Genomic DNA, 15,284 nt, shown 5'->3' with positions numbered 1-15,284 from the left:
TTACATCTCGGCACGTGGGCGACGGCTAAAGGTGACATCGCGCAAAATGACTTGGTTCATTTCTGGACCTTCAAAGATCAAATCGACCCAGGCTTTGTCGATCCTCTTTTCATTGAGTTTCGAATAGGCGAGATCGAATTCCACCATGATTTCTTCTTCATGAAGGGGCAGTTCTCTCACAATCTGTTCTGTGTTCGGGCCGTGCTTGATGTTGAAACGGGCGAAGATTTCCAGCGGCTTTTCCATCTCAACGATGGTGTCCATACGGATCAGGTACTGACGATTGAGGTCCTGGAGGGCCTCTTTGGGAAAATCGACAACCAAAGACAGGAAGGAGCCGTCAAAGCGAAAAACATCCATGCGCAGGCCAAAAGGCGCTAGATCTTTCGCGCGGGTGTTTCGAAGCTGGCGCAAAGTAAGTTCTGAAATTGTGCAGTCATGAAAAAGTGTCACTTCCTGCCCTAGACCTTCTTTGGACTTAACGGCCACCATGCCTTTGGATGGCAGGCTGTCGCGCCAGACCGTTGGGCGCCATGCCCAATCGGTCCCATGAGGCTTGGGAAAGGTATTGGACCCGATTATTGGAAGCGCAAGGCGTCCATCTGCTATCGATATCAACGTGTCCAAATGATTGCGGAGTTTTCGTGCGAGCAAGCGTCTGCGACGTAGAACCCTTAGATTCGAATTGGATGCTTCACGCGCCGCTTGCGCCCAAAACCGTGTGACCCCACGCTGCACCATGCGCTGCCAAAGTTTACCTGATCGAGTACCCATACTGCTCCGAGTCACCTACTGATCGCGATTTGGAAACAATTCACGACTTCTTTCTGTATTGTGTAGCCGATTGGTTTATTTGAAACAAACGTCTAGAGGCGTCAAAAGCGGCAGATTTTAACTTTTTCCGCAGGAGCCCAGAATTTAGACCGGCTTTATTGACCCGAAGGTTGGCTTGCTGACACGGTCTCTTTCGCCAAATTTTCAAGCAAGCGTTTCCCAGCTGAGCCGGTCACAGACCCACCTTCTGGTCCGTAGGCTGCAAAGCTTACGATCCGGTTATTATACTGGAGAAGTCCTCGCCAATGGTTCGGCGCAGCACCGGGAAGCCGGGGTGTGGTCTGTTCAGTCATCTGTCGAACAACCAGACCGGGCACCTTTGTGGATTGAGTGCTTCCTTCGCCCAAAGACTTTTCTAAATCAATGACTTGTGCCTGATCGCCTAGTCTTCCACTGCTGCTAACCGTCAATATCCCTCGTGATTTAGGGGCCGTCCGCGCTTGATCGGTTAGAACGTCGCAATTCACCATGAGGACAAAGTTAGCCGTCGGTCTTGCACTGCGGTTGACGCAATAGCCAACTGGGGCTGTTGCGATGATGTCGCCATTTCCTAAGCGGTGAGATTTGGTCCAGGCGCTCGGTTGTTCGGTTGAACTCACCTCCGGCAAACAGGCCAACAGAATTTGACCTGCAATGAAGAGTAAACCGATGTTGATCTTTGACGGTATGGCGGACATTTAGCTACGTTTCCAGAGGTCTGGATTGGATAGCGGACCAAAACGACGGCGGCAAGTTTCGTAAATGTCAGCTCTAGCCCAATGGCTGAAACCTCGTTAGAGCTGTGGCATGTCTGCCTATGATGCCCATCAGAATATGATTGCCCCGGCCCGCGCCAGCGCGAGCCTGCCGCGTTTATCTGTGGGGCTTGTCATTTTATTTATCGCGGTAATTGCGTTCAATCTCGGGCTTTTCCAGATACTGCAGTCTATTGAGGCGTGGGATCGCCTTGAATACGAGCTGATCACCGGCAACACAGCGAGAGCGATGCTTGTAACATTGTTCTCGTTTATCATGCCTGCTGCGGCTCTCTGGGTGGTTGTGCGTCTCGTGCATGATAGGTCGTTCACGAGTCTTTTAGGGCCAATTCAGCCTGCGTTCCGTGATTTCTTCCGCGTGTTCCGGATTGTGTTGCTGCTGGTCGCTGTCATTTTGGTTTTGCCGTCGCCTGCAGGCCAGCAACCACTAATGCATCTGGGTTTTCCCGCGTGGCTGCCACTGGTTTTGCCTGCACTCCTAGGGCTGTTTATCCAAGTCACAACCGAAGAGCTTATCTTTCGCGGATATCTGCAAAGCCAATTGGCCGCTCGGTTTGCAAGCCCTCTTGTCTGGATGGTCCTGCCAAGCATCTTTTTTGGCTTTTTGCATTTCAGCCCAGAAGTATATGGTGAAAATGCAATGCTCATCGCCTTGTGGGCGACCGCATTTGGCATCGCGGCCGCTGATTTGACGGCGCGAAGTGGCTCCCTTGGGCCAGCGATTGCTATGCATTTCGTGAACAATATCGTGGCGATCATGATTGTCGCCATGCAACACCATTGGGATGGTCTGGCGCTCTTACATGTTCCTTATGGCCCACAAGATGTTGATTTGGTGCGCGCTGCTTTGATCTTGGAAGGGCCAATTTTGCTGTGTTTGTGGCTTGGGGCGCGAATTGCCATCAGGCGCTAATTGCATTTCCCTGAATTGCGGCTTATTTCACTTCTGTTACGCGTCTTCAGGGGCTTTTTATGAACTGGATCACCAACTACGTCCGTCCTCGGATCAACTCCATCTTCTCGCGCCGCGAAGTGCCAGAGAATCTTTGGACGAAATGTGGTGAATGCGGGACGATGCTGTTCCATCGTGAGCTGAAAGAAAATCTGAATGTCTGCACACAGTGCGGTCACCATATGGGTATTTCGCCACGCGATCGTTTTCTGTCTTTGTTTGATGGCGGCATTTTCACAGAGATCGACGTGCCTGCGCCAATCGCGGATCCGCTGCACTTCAAAGACCAGAAGAAGTACCCTGAACGCATGAAGGCGGCTCAGAAGAAGACCGGCGAAAAAGAAGCGATGCTGGTCGCTGAGGGTGAAATCGGACGAACCCCGATTGTGGCCTGTGCGCAAGACTTCTCATTCATGGGCGGTTCTATGTCCATGTATGTTGGCAACGCCATCGTTGCAGCTGCGGAACGCGCGGTTGAAATGAAGCGCCCATTGGTTCTGTTTTCCGCTGCCGGTGGTGCGCGGATGCAAGAAGGTATTCTGGGCCTGATGCAAATGCCGCGTACGACCATCGCGGTTCAAATGCTGAAAGAGGCAGGGCTGCCTTACATTGTTGTACTGACCCACCCGACGACGGGCGGTGTAACGGCGTCTTACGCAATGCTTGGCGATGTACAAATCGCAGAGCCTAATGCTCTCATCGGTTTTGCCGGTGCCCGCGTGATCGAACAGACTATTCGCGAGAAGTTGCCAGAAGGCTTCCAGCGCGCAGAATACCTGCTGGATCATGGTATGCTGGATCGCGTGACAGACCGTAATGAGATGCGCGAAGAGCTGATCACAATCGTGCGGATGCTGCTGGAACTGCCACCTGCCGTGAAAGGCGATTTACCTGCCCCGAGCGCTGAAAACGGCACAGATGCGGCGGGAGAACCTGCTGAAGCCGCAAAAGCCGAGTAACCTATACGGAATTTCGACCATTTATGACGCGCCCCGCATTGAGCCGGGCGCGTTTTTTATATAGCGATTCTGCCAGAAATTGATTTGAGACACGCCATGACGACCGAATCTTCCGATGCCATTCTAGAGCGCATGATGTCCCTGCATCCAAAGGTCATTGATCTGACATTGGATCGCGTTTGGCGTCTATTGAAAGCGCTGGATAATCCGCAGAAAGACCTGCCACCTGTGATCCATATTGCGGGCACCAATGGTAAAGGTTCTACGCAAGCCATGATCCGTGCAGGGCTTGAGGGGATGGGGCGAACTGCGCACGCTTACACCTCTCCTCACCTTGCGCGCTTTCATGAGCGCATCCGTCTTGCGGGAGAGCTGATTTCGGAAGACCACCTCTCTGAGGTGCTGGATGAGTGTTACGCCAAGAATGGTGGCATTGACATCACCTATTTTGAGATCACCACCTGTGCCGCATTGCTCGCCTTCGCGCGCAAAAAGGCGGATTACACCTTGCTGGAAGTTGGACTTGGCGGGCGGTTGGATGCAACCAATGTGATCGAACCCGAAGTCACCGTGATCACGCCGGTCTCGATCGATCACGAACAGTTTCTTGGGAACACCCTTGCAAAGATCGCCGCCGAAAAGGCGGGTATCATTAAACGTGGAGTTCCATGCATTGTTGGCCCTCAGGAAGATGAGGCTATGGAAGTGATCGAAGCCACTGCGACACGTCTTGGCGCGCCGCTACTGGCCTATGGGCAACATTGGCATGTTAGCACGGAGCGTGGACGTCTGATTTATCAGGACGAGCGTGGTTTGCTGGACCTTCCAATGCCCGCGCTTCTGGGTGCGCACCAGGTTATAAACGCGGGTGCCGCGTTGGCCGTCTTGCGTCATCTTGGGGCAGATGAGGTGGCTTGCGAGGCAGCCATGGCAAATGCTGAATGGCCTGCGCGTATGCAGCGTATGAAAACCGGCCCGCTGGTTGAGGCCGCAGGCGACGCTGAACTTTGGCTTGATGGTGGCCACAATGCCGCTGCGGGTATTGCGATTGCAGAGCTTCTGAAATCGCTTCCAAAGCGCGACACACATCTGATCTGCGGTATGCTGAACACTAAGGACGTTAGCGGCTACCTCTCCCCCATCGCCAAAGAAGTTGAGAGCCTGACCGCCGTCTCCATTCCAGGAGAAGCAAACACGCTACCTGCAGAAGCGACGGCGCTTGCTGCCACTCAGGTCGGCATGAAAGCTCAGATTGCTGAGAACGTTGAAGTGGCGCTTCGTGACATTCTGAAAGTCGCACCGGGCAGCCGCGTTTTGATCTGCGGTTCGCTCTATCTGGCTGGGGTGGTCCTGCGCGAGAACGGGTAGTGAATTTTTTTGCCGCGCTAAGTGATTGAAACGACTCACTTCTGCGAATCGTTATGTGCTCGAGATCAAAAAACCGATTCGGAGCCACTTGACCGATTCGTTTGACAGGGCGTATAGTCGCTACAGCAGGACTTTTTTCAATAAAGGCAGTGGGATAGAGGTGGCCGAGCAGCGCCTTTAAGCCCAGTACAGGCAAGACTATCGGGACCGGGGGATGCCAATTGGCGTCCCCCGATTCGTTTGAATTCAGTGATTCGTGCTTAGGTATCTTTGCCCCAATCTGCGTCCTGCATCTCTCGCAGTCGGCTGGCGGTTCGTTCAAACTCAAAGGTGCCTGTGCCTTCAACATAGAGCATCTCTGGTTCCGCGGCGGCTGTGCAAATCAGCCGGACTTTCGCTTCATAAAGCGCGTCAATCAATGTCACGAAGCGTTTTGCTTCGTTGAAGTTGTGGCGGCTGAGATGAGGGATATCTTCGATCACCAGAACGCGTACAGCCTCTGCAATTGCCAAGTAGTCGGCCGGGCCAAGCATCTTGCCACAAAGGTCATAGAATTTTGCTTTACCCACCCCGTTGCGGAACCTGGGGATCTCAACCTCGCGGCCTTGGACCGTCAAAATGAGCGGCGGAGCACCGGTTCCCGCAAGGTCTTTCCAAAGCTCCAACAAACGCTTCCTTGCGCCACCAGAGCCACGCACAAAATAGACCTGTTGACCTGTCAGGCGATTTTGACGGTAGTCCGTAGGGGAGACCATTTCCCAGATGACCATCTGTTCTTTCAGGACGTCGATGAAGGGCAGAAAGAGCTGTCGGTTGAGGCCATCTTTATAGAGATCATCAGGCACACGATTTGAGGTGGTGACAATTGTGACGCCCGCCTCAAAAAGCATCTCAAACAGACGTCCGACAATCATGGCGTCCGTGATATCTGTGATTTGCATTTCATCAAAGGCCAGCAGGCGAACATCTTCGATCACTTTAGCTGCAACAGGCGCAAGCGCATCTTTGACGCCCTCCTGACGGGCCTGATGCATGCCGGCGTGAATCTCCTGCATAAACGCGTGGAAGTGTACGCGCCGGGAAGGGACCTCAACAGCCTCAACAAACATATCCATCAACATGGATTTTCCGCGCCCAACGCCACCCCAAAGATAAAGTCCTTTGACGGCCTCTGGTTTGGCTTTCTTAAACCACCCCTTTTTCTTCGGAGCAGGCTCAGCAAGGCCGGCGCGCACGCGTTCGAATTCGGGGAGAACGGCCTCTTGCGCCGGGTCGCGGGTCAATTCGCCCGTGGCAACGAGGTTGTCGTAGATGTCCTGTATCGCAGTCATAACTGTTGCATAGCTTTTGTAAGCGAGGGTTGGAAGCCGCGATATAGGCTGCGCCGTTACGTCTGCTTTTCGTGCGCTAAATTTGCGGGCAATATCACGGCCAATAACCAAACTGCGCTCAGCGGATGGGAACAACAATGATCACGCTATATACTTGGTCCACGCCGAACGGCCGTAAGATATCCATCGCTTTGGAAGAAATGGGCCTGCCCTACACGGTGCAATCGGTCGATATCAGCGCAGACGAGCAATTTGATCCATCCTTTTTGGCGCTGAACCCAAATCACAAAATACCGGTGCTCGTGGACGATGACGGGACGGTCGTGAATGAAAGCGGTGCAATACTGCTCTATCTTTCCGAAAAGACCGGCCAATTTACACCAGAGCGGCATGATCCGGAATATTGGGAAATGATGCGATGGCTCATGTGGCAGATGGGTGGGCAAGGGCCGATGCTGGGGCAGGCGCACCACTTCCTGAAGTTCAATCCGGGCAAAGCGCCATACGCGGAGGAAAGGTTCGGCAAAGAGGCGCAAAGGCTCTATGGCATCTTGAATGCGCATCTTGAACACCGCGATTTTATACTGAAACATCTCTCGGTTTGCGAATTTGCGATTTGGCCTTGGGTATCTCGGTTTGAATTTCAGAGGATCGATTTAAATGACTTTCCAGCTGTCCGCGACTGGTACCTAAGATTGGCTGACCGCCCAGGGTTTCAGCGCGGATATGCCGTGCCCAAAGATACAGGGCCAATTCCGCGCCCATAGGGCATAATTGCTGACAGATCACAGATCTTGACTATCAGGCGCACAATTCCTGAATTGACTCACTTGAGCCGACGCTCCCATCATGCGGGCGCTGCCCAAGGAGAGTACCATGCAGGAACGCGCGCCTCTAATGACACCGGTGTTGATCGCCGGTTGCATCATCATTCTCGTGTCCTTCTCGATCCGTGCAAGCTTTGGGGTGTTTCAAATCCCAATTGCCGAAGAGTTTGGCTGGCTGCGGTCTGAATTCTCTCTGGCCATTGCGATTCAAAACCTTGCCTGGGGTATCGGTCAGCCGATTTTCGGTGCGATTGCAGAACGCATCGGGGATCGCAAGGCGATCATAATGGGGGCTCTGGTCTACGCAGCTGGATTGGTATTGTCTTCCTTCGCTGTTTCACCTGAAGCGCATCAGTTTTATGAAGTGATGGTTGGATTTGGTATCGCGGGTACGGGTTTTGGTGTAATCTTGGCGGTCGTCGGACGCGCGAGTTCTGATGAAAACCGCTCGATGTCGCTTGCGATTGCAACGGCGGCAGGCAGCGCTGGGCAGGTATTTGGTGCGCCGGTTGCTGAATGGATGTTGGGCTTCCTGAGTTGGCAAAACACATTTCTGATCTTTGCAGCCGGTATCCTTGCAGTCTTGATTACGCTCCCAATGATGCGTGCGCCTGCGGCTTCAAAAGCGGAACTTGAAGAAAGCATGGGGACCATTTTGAAGCGTGCATTCAAAGATCCGTCTTACACGCTTATCTTTCTCGGATTTTTCAGTTGCGGCTACCAACTCGCCTTTGTAACCGCGCATTTCCCGGCGTTTGTGACGGAGGTCTGTGCTGCCATTGACCCGAAAGGCGTACTTGCCTCCGTTGGCATAAGCACCACCTCACAGCTTGGTGCATGGTCGATTGCCCTAATCGGTGCAGCTAATATTGGCGGCACGCTGTATGCGGGCTATCTCGGTAAAAAATACTCCAAGAAGTATCTACTGGCGGCAATCTATACAGGTCGAACAATAGCGGCCGCGGCGTTCATAATGTTGCCGATGACGCCAACAACCGTCATCATATTTTCAATTGTGATGGGCTCGCTCTGGCTCGCAACTGTTCCGCTCACCTCAGGTCTCGTCGCGCATCTTTATGGGCTGCGTTACATGGGCACGCTCTATGGCATTGTCTTCTTCAGCCACCAACTGGGTAGTTTCTTGGGCGTGTGGCTGGGCGGGCGCATGTATGACGTCTATGGAAGCTATGAAGCGGTCTGGTGGATCGGCGTAGGTGTGGGGGCCTTTAGCGCGATAGTGCATCTTCCAATCCGCGAAAAGCGGACGCCGCCTGCTGCTATGGCGGCCTAAGCCGCCTCCGTCGCGGTCAACAGACCTTCAGTTACCAAGCGGTCTGCCCAGCCTTGCGGTCCTTCAAATAGGTGGGTTTTCCAGCCACGTGCGCGCGCGGTCACCAGGTTTTCTTCACGGTCGTCAGCGAAAAGAAGACGATCTGGTTCGACCTGACAGTCTTCTTCAACCATTTCATAAATCCGGTTGAACGGTTTCACATGACCCATACGGCCTGATACATATTCGCGGTCAAATTCACCGAGTACCGGGTAGACCTCGACAGCAGGGGGCCAATTGTCGACGCCGAAATTGGAGAGGGCAAATACCTGAACGCCTTTTGCGCGCAACGCTCTTAGTAGGCGCCAAGAGTGGTCAATGGCAGGGCTCGCGAGGTCAAACCAGTTGTCATGCCACATACGGATTTCATCGCGCCATTTCGGGTTTTCTTCCGCGAATTGATAAATACGCTCTTTGAAAGGGGCCCCTAGGTCGATGTCATTGTTCATGTCATGCATGTCCAGCTCTGCAAACATGGCTTTGCGGCGTTCTTCGCCGATCAGGCGATCGTAGGCACGTTCTGGCTGCCACTCGATCAGAACGTTGCCGACATCAAATATTACAGCTTCAATAGGCATTTTCTAAATCCTGCTTACTTGGCTTTTGCCGCGCGAATATCGCGTTCCAATGCATCCAGAAATCGGCTGCGATCAGACTTTGAAAAAGCCTTCCCGCCGCCCTGCCGGAATGGGTCCGCAGATCTCAAATCACTCATCAGATCACGCACTGCGAGGGCTTGCCCAATATTGCGCTCATTTAAGGACTCGCCGTTGTGTTTCAGAACTTTCGCGCCAGCTTCCACGCATTTGGCAGCCAGCGGAATGTCACCTGTGATGACGACATCACCGGTTTTGGCACGGTCTGCAATCCACATATCCGCGATATCAGGCCCTTCGGGGACAATGACGTTTTCGATCAATGGATTGGCCGAGGGGCGCAAGCCGCCATTGCTGACAACATAGACTTTGATCTTATGGCGCGTTGCGACACGCTCGATTTCGGCTTTCACCGGGCAAGCGTCCGCATCCACGTAGATCTCTGTCACGATTTACCTTCCGCTTCGGCTTTCAAGCGCGCACGGGTGGCTTTCTTTTCTTCCATACGTTCTTCGCGCTTTACCTTGAACTCGTCAGGGATGGGCATCCGATTGAATGCATCAAGCCCCGCCACACGATACGCTTCTGCGAGCGTTGGGTAGTTGAAAGTGTTCTCAACAAAGTAGTCTACTGTGCCCTTCAGATTCATAACCGCCTGCGCGATGTGGATCAGTTCGGTTGCGCCTTCTCCTACGATCTGAACGCCCAGCAGTCGACGGGTTTTCAGCGAGAGCAGCATCTTTAGCATCCCGTGCTCAAGGCCCATGATGTGACCGCGCGATGTTTCGCGGAAGCGGGCTACGCCGACTTCATAAGCAATGCCGCGTTCCTGAAGCTCTTCCTCGGACATGCCACAGGTAGAGATTTCCGGCACGGAGTAAATGCCATATGGGAACCATGGGCTTTCTGGCAGAGTTGGGGTTTCCAACGCGTGACATGCCGCGACGCGGCCCTGTTGCATAGACGTTGACGCCAGGCTTGGGTGTCCAATCACATCACCTGCCGCATAGATGTGCGGGATGTCAGTCTGGTAGTTTTTGCGGTTCACAGAAATGCGGCCGCGATGATCGGTCTCGAGTCCAACTGCTGACAGGTTGAGTTTTTCAGTAGCGCCCATGCGGCCCGCTGCGAACAACAGCATCTCTGCTCGCACATGCCGTCCATTTTCAAGGCTCACCTCAACCATTTCGCCATGCTCTTCGATCTTCTCGATTGCAGACCCCAACCGCAGATCGACACCGTTTTCGCGGATCTGATGGGTGAAATCCTGAATCAGCGTCTTATCGATGAAGTCAAGGAAGCTGTCCCGCGGTTCGATCAGGGTGACGCGCACATCTAGCGCCGAGAACATGGTGGCATATTCAACGCCAATCACACCGGCCCCGACAACAACCAAAGAGCGCGGGATTTTGGCCATGTCCAAAAACTCGTCGCTATCCAAAATGTTGGTACCGTTGAATGGGACGGTTTCCGGGCGATAGGTTTTTGTCCCGGTTGCAATCAAGAAGTTGTCAGCTGTCAGAGTGGTGGTTTCACCCGCCTCAGTTGCGACCTCGATCTCACGCGGGCCGATGAACTTGGCAACGCCGTTCAGCGTACTCACGTGGTTGCGATTGAACTGGTGTTCCAGCACGTCGACTTCATAGTCGAGTGTCATGTGCAGACGTGCTTTCAGGTCGTCAGCGTTGATTTCATCCTTTACCCGATAGGAGCGACCGTAGAAACTCCGCTCCCGCCAACCTGAGAGGTTCAACACTGTTTCGCGGAGAGTTTTGGAAGGGATGGTTCCGGTATGGACGGACACACCGCCGAGGCGATCCTTGCGGTCGATTACCAGGACTTTGCGTTGCAGTTTGCCTGCTTGAATCGCAGCTGCACGTCCCGCTGGGCCAGAGCCGATTACGATAAGATCAAAGTGGCTCATGGATTACTCTCCGTACAAAGCATCAGCATGGAAGGCGACGTGCTCTTCCATGAACGTTGAGACAAAGAAATAGCTGTGATCGTAGCCCTTCTGCAAACGTAGATTGGCCTCCTGGCGGCGTTCTGCAACGGCGGCCGCGAGTGTTTCAGGCTTCAGGAGGTCCATGAATTGATCATCGGTTCCAGTGTCAATCAAAACTGGCCCATCAAAGCCTCTCTCACGCATCAGTATCGAAGCGTCATGGCCTATCCAAAGCGCTTCATCGGCGCCCAGATATGCGCTCAATTGCTTGCGGCCCCAATCCGATCCAGTTGGGTTGCAAATCGGCGAGAAGGCAGAGACTGATTTAAAGCGACCGGGCAGAGACAATGCCAAGGTCAAAGCACCGTGGCCGCCCATAGAGTGACCGGTGATTGCCTGACGGCTCATATCAAGGGGGAACTTCTCTTCCAGCAGGGCGGGAAGTTCAGACGCGATATAGTCCCACATGCGGAAGTGGGGTGACCACGGGGCTTGCGTGGCATTCACGTAGAAGCCAGCTCCTTTGCCCAAATCATAGGCGTCATCGTCAGCAACATCATCACCGCGCGGGCTGGTGTCAGGAAAGACCACAGCGATGCCTTGCTCCGCCGCCCAAGCCTGAGCGCCCGCTTTAGTCATGGCGTTTTCATGTGTGCAGGTCAGCCCAGAGAGGAACCACAAAACCGGCACCGGGCCGTCCTTGGCTTCTTCAGGCAGGAACAGACCAAAGGTCATGTCACAATTGCAACTGGTAGAGGCGTGTTTGTAGACGCCTTGGGTACCACCGAAACTCTTGTTTTCAGATAGGCTTTCCATGGTGATCCTTACTTTGTCCGAAGGCAGGGCTATCGCAGAACCCCCTAAGGCGGCAAGGGCTAGCGCGGCGAGAGGCGCGCTATTTGCGGCAGGAACTTCAATTAAAGGGCAGTTGCCCAACCAACGATCATCGAAAAGGTCAGAATAGAGATCACCGTCGAAATCAGGATGGAGGCTGAAACACGTTGTGGAGCAACCCCATAGTGTTGCGCGAGCATAAAGACGTTGCCAGCGACGGGCAGGGCGGATGCCGCAATGATTATCCCGGCGTCATACGGTGTTGGTGAGAATACAAACAATGCGAACCCTGTCACAGCCAGCGGGTGCAAGATCAATTTGCAGAAGCTCAACCAGCCGGCAACGTGCATGCGTTCAGTTGATTTGCTGGCAAGGGATGCGCCAATTGCAAACAGCGCTCCGGGCGTCGCGGCAGCACCTAGCGTTGATAAGAATTCATTCATGACCACCGGTATGCCCCAGCCCATCGAAGACCAAGAAAGGCCTGCAATCATCGCCACGATCATGGGATTTTTGATCAGACCCATGGCGACTGTTGCAATGATGCGAACTGAAAACTGACCATCGCGCGCGCCGTTGATCAGGATCACGATTAAGGATGAAAAGACAATCAGGTCGACAGCCAGGATCAGCATCAGCGTGCCAATCGCTTCGGCACCCATCAAGATGGTCAACATTGGAATTCCTAGAAATCCCGTGTTTCCGATGACAGCGCACTGTGCTTCAACAGCGGCAACCGGCACCGACTGGCGCCGAAGAAGGGCGACAATCGTGGCGAGTATGTAAATAGCTGTGGTTCCAGCGAGATAGGCGAGGATGATGTTCCAATCCAAAATTTCGGCCAATTCGAGTTTGGCTGAAAATTGAAAGAGCATCGCAGACAGGGCGAAATAAAACACAAACCGAGTGAGATACGCGGTGGCAACCTCAGGAAAAAATCCTAACCGACCGGCAAGGTAACCCAAGCCGATGATTGCAAAAAATGGAACGGTTTGCAGGAACACATCGACCATGTTGAATTGGTAACAAATACTTACCGAATAGCAAGGAAATTGCGCGCGGCTGAGCAATGTTTTGGTCTTCAACCCGACTGCGGAGATGCGCTAATAGCCAAGCTTTGCTTCGCTCTCCTTTGGTTAGGTTGGCAAAAGTGAACTGAACAGTTTATATTTGAACAGACCAATCCAAAAAGGCAGTTATGAACACTCAAGCTCCCATTCTTCGAAAAGGCAGAAAAATCGATCAAGTCTTGGCGGGTGCGCGCGAGATATTTTTGAGAGATGGATTTGAAGGAGCAAGTGTAGATGACATCGCCAAAGCATCTGGCGTGTCAAAGGCGACGCTTTATAGCTACTTCTCAGACAAACGGCAGCTTTTTAAAGAAGTGGTCCAGGCGGAATGTGAGCGCATGTCGACTGAAATTGTCTCTCGGATCGATGAGACGATGCCGGTGCGTGACGCTTTGCATCTGGCGGCCTATGGATTGGCAAAGTTTCTGGTTTCAGAGTTTTCACAACGCATCTTCCGGATTTGCGTAGCCGAAAGAGATCGGTTTCCTGAGTTGGGACAGGCTTATTACGAAGCTGGACCTGGAAATGGTCACGAACAGATGGTTGAGCATCTGCGGGAAAGTGTTTCTCGTGGAGAGTTGAATATCGATGACGTGGATATGGCAGCTTACCAGTTCTCAGAGCTTTGCAAAACGAAGCTGTTCAACCTTGCTTGTTTCGGAGTGAGAACGGAGTTTTCAGACGATGAAATTCTTTCGGTTGCGAATGCCACTGTTGAGATGTTCATGAAGAGCTACGGGACGAGCAGCCCGGCCTGAACAAAAAAGCCCCGCTGAGCGGGGCTTAATTTTCTAGTCTCTTGTTGGATCAAAACTCCACGACTGCACGGATGGATTTCCCTTCATGCATCAGGTCGAAACCTTCGTTGATGTCATCCAAAGACAGTTTGTGAGTGATCATCGGGTCGATCTCGATTTTTCCATCCATGTACCAGTTCACGAACTTAGGGACATCCGTTCGCCCCTTGGCACCTCCAAAGGCTGTGCCCTTCCAGACGCGCCCGGTGACCAATTGGAACGGACGGGTGGAGATTTCTGCCCCTGCAGGAGCAACGCCGATGATCACAGAGACACCCCAACCGCGGTGAGAACATTCCAGCGCATCGCGCATAACCTGAACGTTGCCAGTGGCATCAAAGGAATAGTCGACGCCGCCGAACGCGTCTTGTTCCGTTTTGGTCAATTCGACAATGGCCTCGGTCACCGACTGACCTTCAGGCAGTTTGGATGGGTTTACAAAGTGAGTCATGCCGAACTTCTTCGCCATCTCCGCTTTGTCGTCATTCAGATCAACGCCGATGATGACATCTGCTCCGGCCATTCGCAGACCTTGAATGACGTTCAATCCGATCCCACCCAGACCAAAGACGGCTGCTGACGAGCCGATCTCAACGCCAGCCGTGTTGATAACGGCTCCGATTCCCGTCGTAACACCGCAGCCGATGTAACAGATCTTATCAAAGGGTGCGTCCTCACGGACTTTTGCCAATGCGATTTCCGGCAGAACCGTGTGGTTCGCGAAGGTAGAGCAGCCCATGTAGTGATAGATCGGAGTGCCATCCAGCATGGAGAAACGGGTAGTTCCGTCTGGCATCAGACCCTGACCCTGCGTGCCACGAATGGCAGTGCAGAGGTTGGTTTTGCCGGAGAGGCAAGAATGACACTCACGACATTCAGGTGTATAAAGCGGGATAACGTGATCGCCGGGCTTCAAGGTTGTCACACCTTCTCCCACTTCCAGAACAATACCGGCGCCCTCGTGCCCCAAGATAGACGGGAATAGACCTTCCGGGTCAGCGCCAGAGCGGGTGAATTCATCTGTGTGGCAAATGCCGGTGGCTTTGATTTCAACCAAAACCTCACCAGCCTTTGGGCCTTCAAGGTTCACTTCCATAATCTCGAGGGGTTTGCCTGCCTCAAGAGCAACGGCTGCGCGCGTACGCATCATCGTTCATCCTCCATGTAATTTGCTGGGACTCTGCGCCAATCACGATCTCTTTTCAACTCACTGAGCGACGGCAGAAGGATCGGATGCGTCTATGTGTAATTATTTGCGATAGCTCCGATGGCATCCACCGCAACTGCGACCAAGTGAACGAATTCCCGCCGAAATCGCTTCGGCACTACTCACATCGAGCGCATCCGCAGCAATTTTCATTTGCTCTGCTTTCGATGTGAAATCTTCAAAATCTTCCCAGATCGCTGGCAAGGCCTCGCTGACCGGATCAATGGCTTGAGATTCAAAAAGCGCAGGAATTTCTGCGGCCACGTCGATCAGTATCGATTTGGCACCTTCTGCTTTCTGCTCATCATAGCTGGCATTTCCCTTTGCCATCGCCCCAAGTACCTTGCTGGCCTGCCCGGCTTGGCTCATGGAATGCATCCATGCTTCTACTTTCGCGTCTTTGACGCCCTGATGGGCCGCAGCGATCCCTGCGAAAGCCAAAATGGCTGCAAGTATTAGGGGCAAAATTTTCATATCTG

16 protein-coding genes are annotated in these 15,284 nt (G+C 53.2%); 6 read left to right on the top strand and 10 right to left on the bottom strand.

Translation table 11 applies throughout. From position 1 onward, the window contains the following. Both M0D42_RS13195 and M0D42_RS13190 read right to left on the bottom strand, forming a co-directional pair. Complete coding sequence (locus M0D42_RS13195; RefSeq protein WP_265019075.1) at positions 1 to 774, bottom strand: DUF6478 family protein; 774 nt, start codon at positions 772 to 774, stop codon at positions 1 to 3. Positions 775 to 929: 155 nt separating this feature from the next. Then, positions 930 to 1,511 carry a hypothetical protein gene (locus M0D42_RS13190; RefSeq protein ID WP_265019074.1) on the bottom strand — a complete coding sequence of 194 codons (582 nt, stop codon included), beginning with the start codon at positions 1,509 to 1,511 and terminating at the stop codon, positions 930 to 932. Positions 1,512 to 1,620: 109 nt separating this feature from the next. Between M0D42_RS13190 and M0D42_RS13185 the strand changes: the two genes are divergently transcribed. The 3 genes from M0D42_RS13185 to M0D42_RS13175 all read left to right on the top strand — a co-directional run bounded on the left by M0D42_RS13185 (position 1,621) and on the right by M0D42_RS13175 (position 4,868). After that, positions 1,621 to 2,502: a CPBP family intramembrane glutamic endopeptidase gene (locus M0D42_RS13185; RefSeq protein WP_265019073.1), complete on the top strand. Its 882-nt coding sequence runs from the start codon at positions 1,621 to 1,623 to the stop codon at positions 2,500 to 2,502. Positions 2,503 to 2,561: 59 nt separating this feature from the next. After that, a complete protein-coding gene (gene accD, locus M0D42_RS13180; protein ID WP_265019072.1) occupies positions 2,562 to 3,500 on the top strand; it encodes an acetyl-CoA carboxylase, carboxyltransferase subunit beta in 939 nt (312 codons plus the stop codon). A gap of 96 nt (positions 3,501 to 3,596) precedes the next feature. Next, positions 3,597 to 4,868 carry a bifunctional folylpolyglutamate synthase/dihydrofolate synthase gene (locus M0D42_RS13175; RefSeq protein WP_265019071.1) on the top strand — a complete coding sequence of 424 codons (1,272 nt, stop codon included), beginning with the start codon at positions 3,597 to 3,599 and terminating at the stop codon, positions 4,866 to 4,868. A gap of 260 nt (positions 4,869 to 5,128) precedes the next feature. Here M0D42_RS13175 and zapE read toward each other — a convergent pair whose 3' ends face one another. Next, positions 5,129 to 6,199: a cell division protein ZapE gene (gene zapE, locus M0D42_RS13170; RefSeq protein WP_265019070.1), complete on the bottom strand. Its 1,071-nt coding sequence runs from the start codon at positions 6,197 to 6,199 to the stop codon at positions 5,129 to 5,131. A gap of 137 nt (positions 6,200 to 6,336) precedes the next feature. Here zapE and M0D42_RS13165 point away from each other — a divergent pair, with 137 nt between their 5' ends. Together M0D42_RS13165 and M0D42_RS13160 are read left to right on the top strand one after the other, a co-directional pair. Then, the gene (locus tag M0D42_RS13165; protein WP_265019069.1) at positions 6,337 to 6,966 is read left to right on the top strand and encodes a glutathione S-transferase family protein; all 630 of its coding nucleotides are present in this window, start codon (positions 6,337 to 6,339) and stop codon (positions 6,964 to 6,966) included. Between the two features lie 109 nt (positions 6,967 to 7,075). Next, on the top strand, positions 7,076 to 8,317 hold the full coding sequence (locus tag M0D42_RS13160; protein WP_265019068.1) for an MFS transporter: 1,242 nt from the start codon (positions 7,076 to 7,078) through the stop codon (positions 8,315 to 8,317). Here the strand turns inward: M0D42_RS13160 and M0D42_RS13155 are convergent. The 5 genes from M0D42_RS13155 to M0D42_RS13135 form a co-directional block, all read right to left on the bottom strand. Beyond that, positions 8,314 to 8,934 (bottom strand): HAD family hydrolase, encoded by a 621-nt coding sequence (locus tag M0D42_RS13155; RefSeq protein ID WP_265019067.1) that lies wholly within the window; start codon positions 8,932 to 8,934, stop codon positions 8,314 to 8,316. The two genes, M0D42_RS13160 and M0D42_RS13155, sit on opposite strands and share 4 nt — an antisense overlap. Before the next feature lie 14 nt (positions 8,935 to 8,948). Next, positions 8,949 to 9,401, bottom strand: a complete 453-nt coding sequence (locus tag M0D42_RS13150; RefSeq protein ID WP_265019066.1) for a YaiI/YqxD family protein — start codon at positions 9,399 to 9,401, stop codon at positions 8,949 to 8,951. Then, positions 9,398 to 10,876: a Si-specific NAD(P)(+) transhydrogenase gene (gene sthA / locus M0D42_RS13145; RefSeq protein ID WP_265019065.1), complete on the bottom strand. Its 1,479-nt coding sequence runs from the start codon at positions 10,874 to 10,876 to the stop codon at positions 9,398 to 9,400. Before sthA ends, M0D42_RS13150 begins: the two co-directional genes overlap by 4 nt. Positions 10,877 to 10,879: 3 nt before the next feature. Then, a complete protein-coding gene (fghA, locus tag M0D42_RS13140; RefSeq protein ID WP_265019064.1) occupies positions 10,880 to 11,713 on the bottom strand; it encodes an S-formylglutathione hydrolase in 834 nt (277 codons plus the stop codon). A gap of 101 nt (positions 11,714 to 11,814) precedes the next feature. Further along, positions 11,815 to 12,744 (bottom strand): AEC family transporter, encoded by a 930-nt coding sequence (locus tag M0D42_RS13135; protein WP_265019063.1) that lies wholly within the window; start codon positions 12,742 to 12,744, stop codon positions 11,815 to 11,817. 185 nt (positions 12,745 to 12,929) lie between these two features. Between M0D42_RS13135 and M0D42_RS13130 the strand changes: the two genes are divergently transcribed. Beyond that, positions 12,930 to 13,559 carry a TetR/AcrR family transcriptional regulator gene (locus M0D42_RS13130; RefSeq protein WP_265019062.1) on the top strand — a complete coding sequence of 210 codons (630 nt, stop codon included), beginning with the start codon at positions 12,930 to 12,932 and terminating at the stop codon, positions 13,557 to 13,559. A gap of 49 nt (positions 13,560 to 13,608) precedes the next feature. Here M0D42_RS13130 and M0D42_RS13125 read toward each other — a convergent pair whose 3' ends face one another. Together M0D42_RS13125 and M0D42_RS13120 are read right to left on the bottom strand one after the other, a co-directional pair. Further along, positions 13,609 to 14,745, bottom strand: coding sequence for an S-(hydroxymethyl)glutathione dehydrogenase/class III alcohol dehydrogenase (locus M0D42_RS13125; protein ID WP_265021155.1), 1,137 nt, complete (start codon positions 14,743 to 14,745; stop codon positions 13,609 to 13,611). A gap of 102 nt (positions 14,746 to 14,847) precedes the next feature. Beyond that, positions 14,848 to 15,279 (bottom strand): c-type cytochrome, encoded by a 432-nt coding sequence (locus M0D42_RS13120; RefSeq protein WP_265019061.1) that lies wholly within the window; start codon positions 15,277 to 15,279, stop codon positions 14,848 to 14,850. Positions 15,280 to 15,284: the final 5 nt, after the last annotated feature.

The organism is Cognatishimia activa (genome assembly GCF_026016445.1).
Lineage (GTDB): Bacteria > Pseudomonadota > Alphaproteobacteria > Rhodobacterales > Rhodobacteraceae > Cognatishimia > Cognatishimia activa_B.
This window is presented reverse-complemented; position numbering and strand designations above follow the sequence as displayed.

Coding starts and splice junctions, on each gene's coding strand:
- M0D42_RS13120 (WP_265019061.1), bottom strand. CDS start 15,279: ATGAAAATTTTGCCCCTAATACTTGCAGCCATTTTGGCTTTCGCAGGG.
- M0D42_RS13130 (WP_265019062.1), top strand. CDS start 12,930: ATGAACACTCAAGCTCCCATTCTTCGAAAAGGCAGAAAAATCGATCAA.
- M0D42_RS13160 (WP_265019068.1), top strand. CDS start 7,076: ATGCAGGAACGCGCGCCTCTAATGACACCGGTGTTGATCGCCGGTTGC.
- M0D42_RS13190 (WP_265019074.1), bottom strand. CDS start 1,511: ATGTCCGCCATACCGTCAAAGATCAACATCGGTTTACTCTTCATTGCA.
- M0D42_RS13155 (WP_265019067.1), bottom strand. CDS start 8,934: ATGCCTATTGAAGCTGTAATATTTGATGTCGGCAACGTTCTGATCGAG.
- M0D42_RS13185 (WP_265019073.1), top strand. CDS start 1,621: ATGTCTGCCTATGATGCCCATCAGAATATGATTGCCCCGGCCCGCGCC.
- M0D42_RS13175 (WP_265019071.1), top strand. CDS start 3,597: ATGACGACCGAATCTTCCGATGCCATTCTAGAGCGCATGATGTCCCTG.
- M0D42_RS13165 (WP_265019069.1), top strand. CDS start 6,337: ATGATCACGCTATATACTTGGTCCACGCCGAACGGCCGTAAGATATCC.
- M0D42_RS13125 (WP_265021155.1), bottom strand. CDS start 14,745: ATGCGTACGCGCGCAGCCGTTGCTCTTGAGGCAGGCAAACCCCTCGAG.
- zapE (WP_265019070.1), bottom strand. CDS start 6,199: ATGACTGCGATACAGGACATCTACGACAACCTCGTTGCCACGGGCGAA.
- M0D42_RS13195 (WP_265019075.1), bottom strand. CDS start 774: ATGGGTACTCGATCAGGTAAACTTTGGCAGCGCATGGTGCAGCGTGGG.
- M0D42_RS13135 (WP_265019063.1), bottom strand. CDS start 12,744: ATGGTCGATGTGTTCCTGCAAACCGTTCCATTTTTTGCAATCATCGGC.
- sthA (WP_265019065.1), bottom strand. CDS start 10,876: ATGAGCCACTTTGATCTTATCGTAATCGGCTCTGGCCCAGCGGGACGT.
- fghA (WP_265019064.1), bottom strand. CDS start 11,713: ATGGAAAGCCTATCTGAAAACAAGAGTTTCGGTGGTACCCAAGGCGTC.
- accD (WP_265019072.1), top strand. CDS start 2,562: ATGAACTGGATCACCAACTACGTCCGTCCTCGGATCAACTCCATCTTC.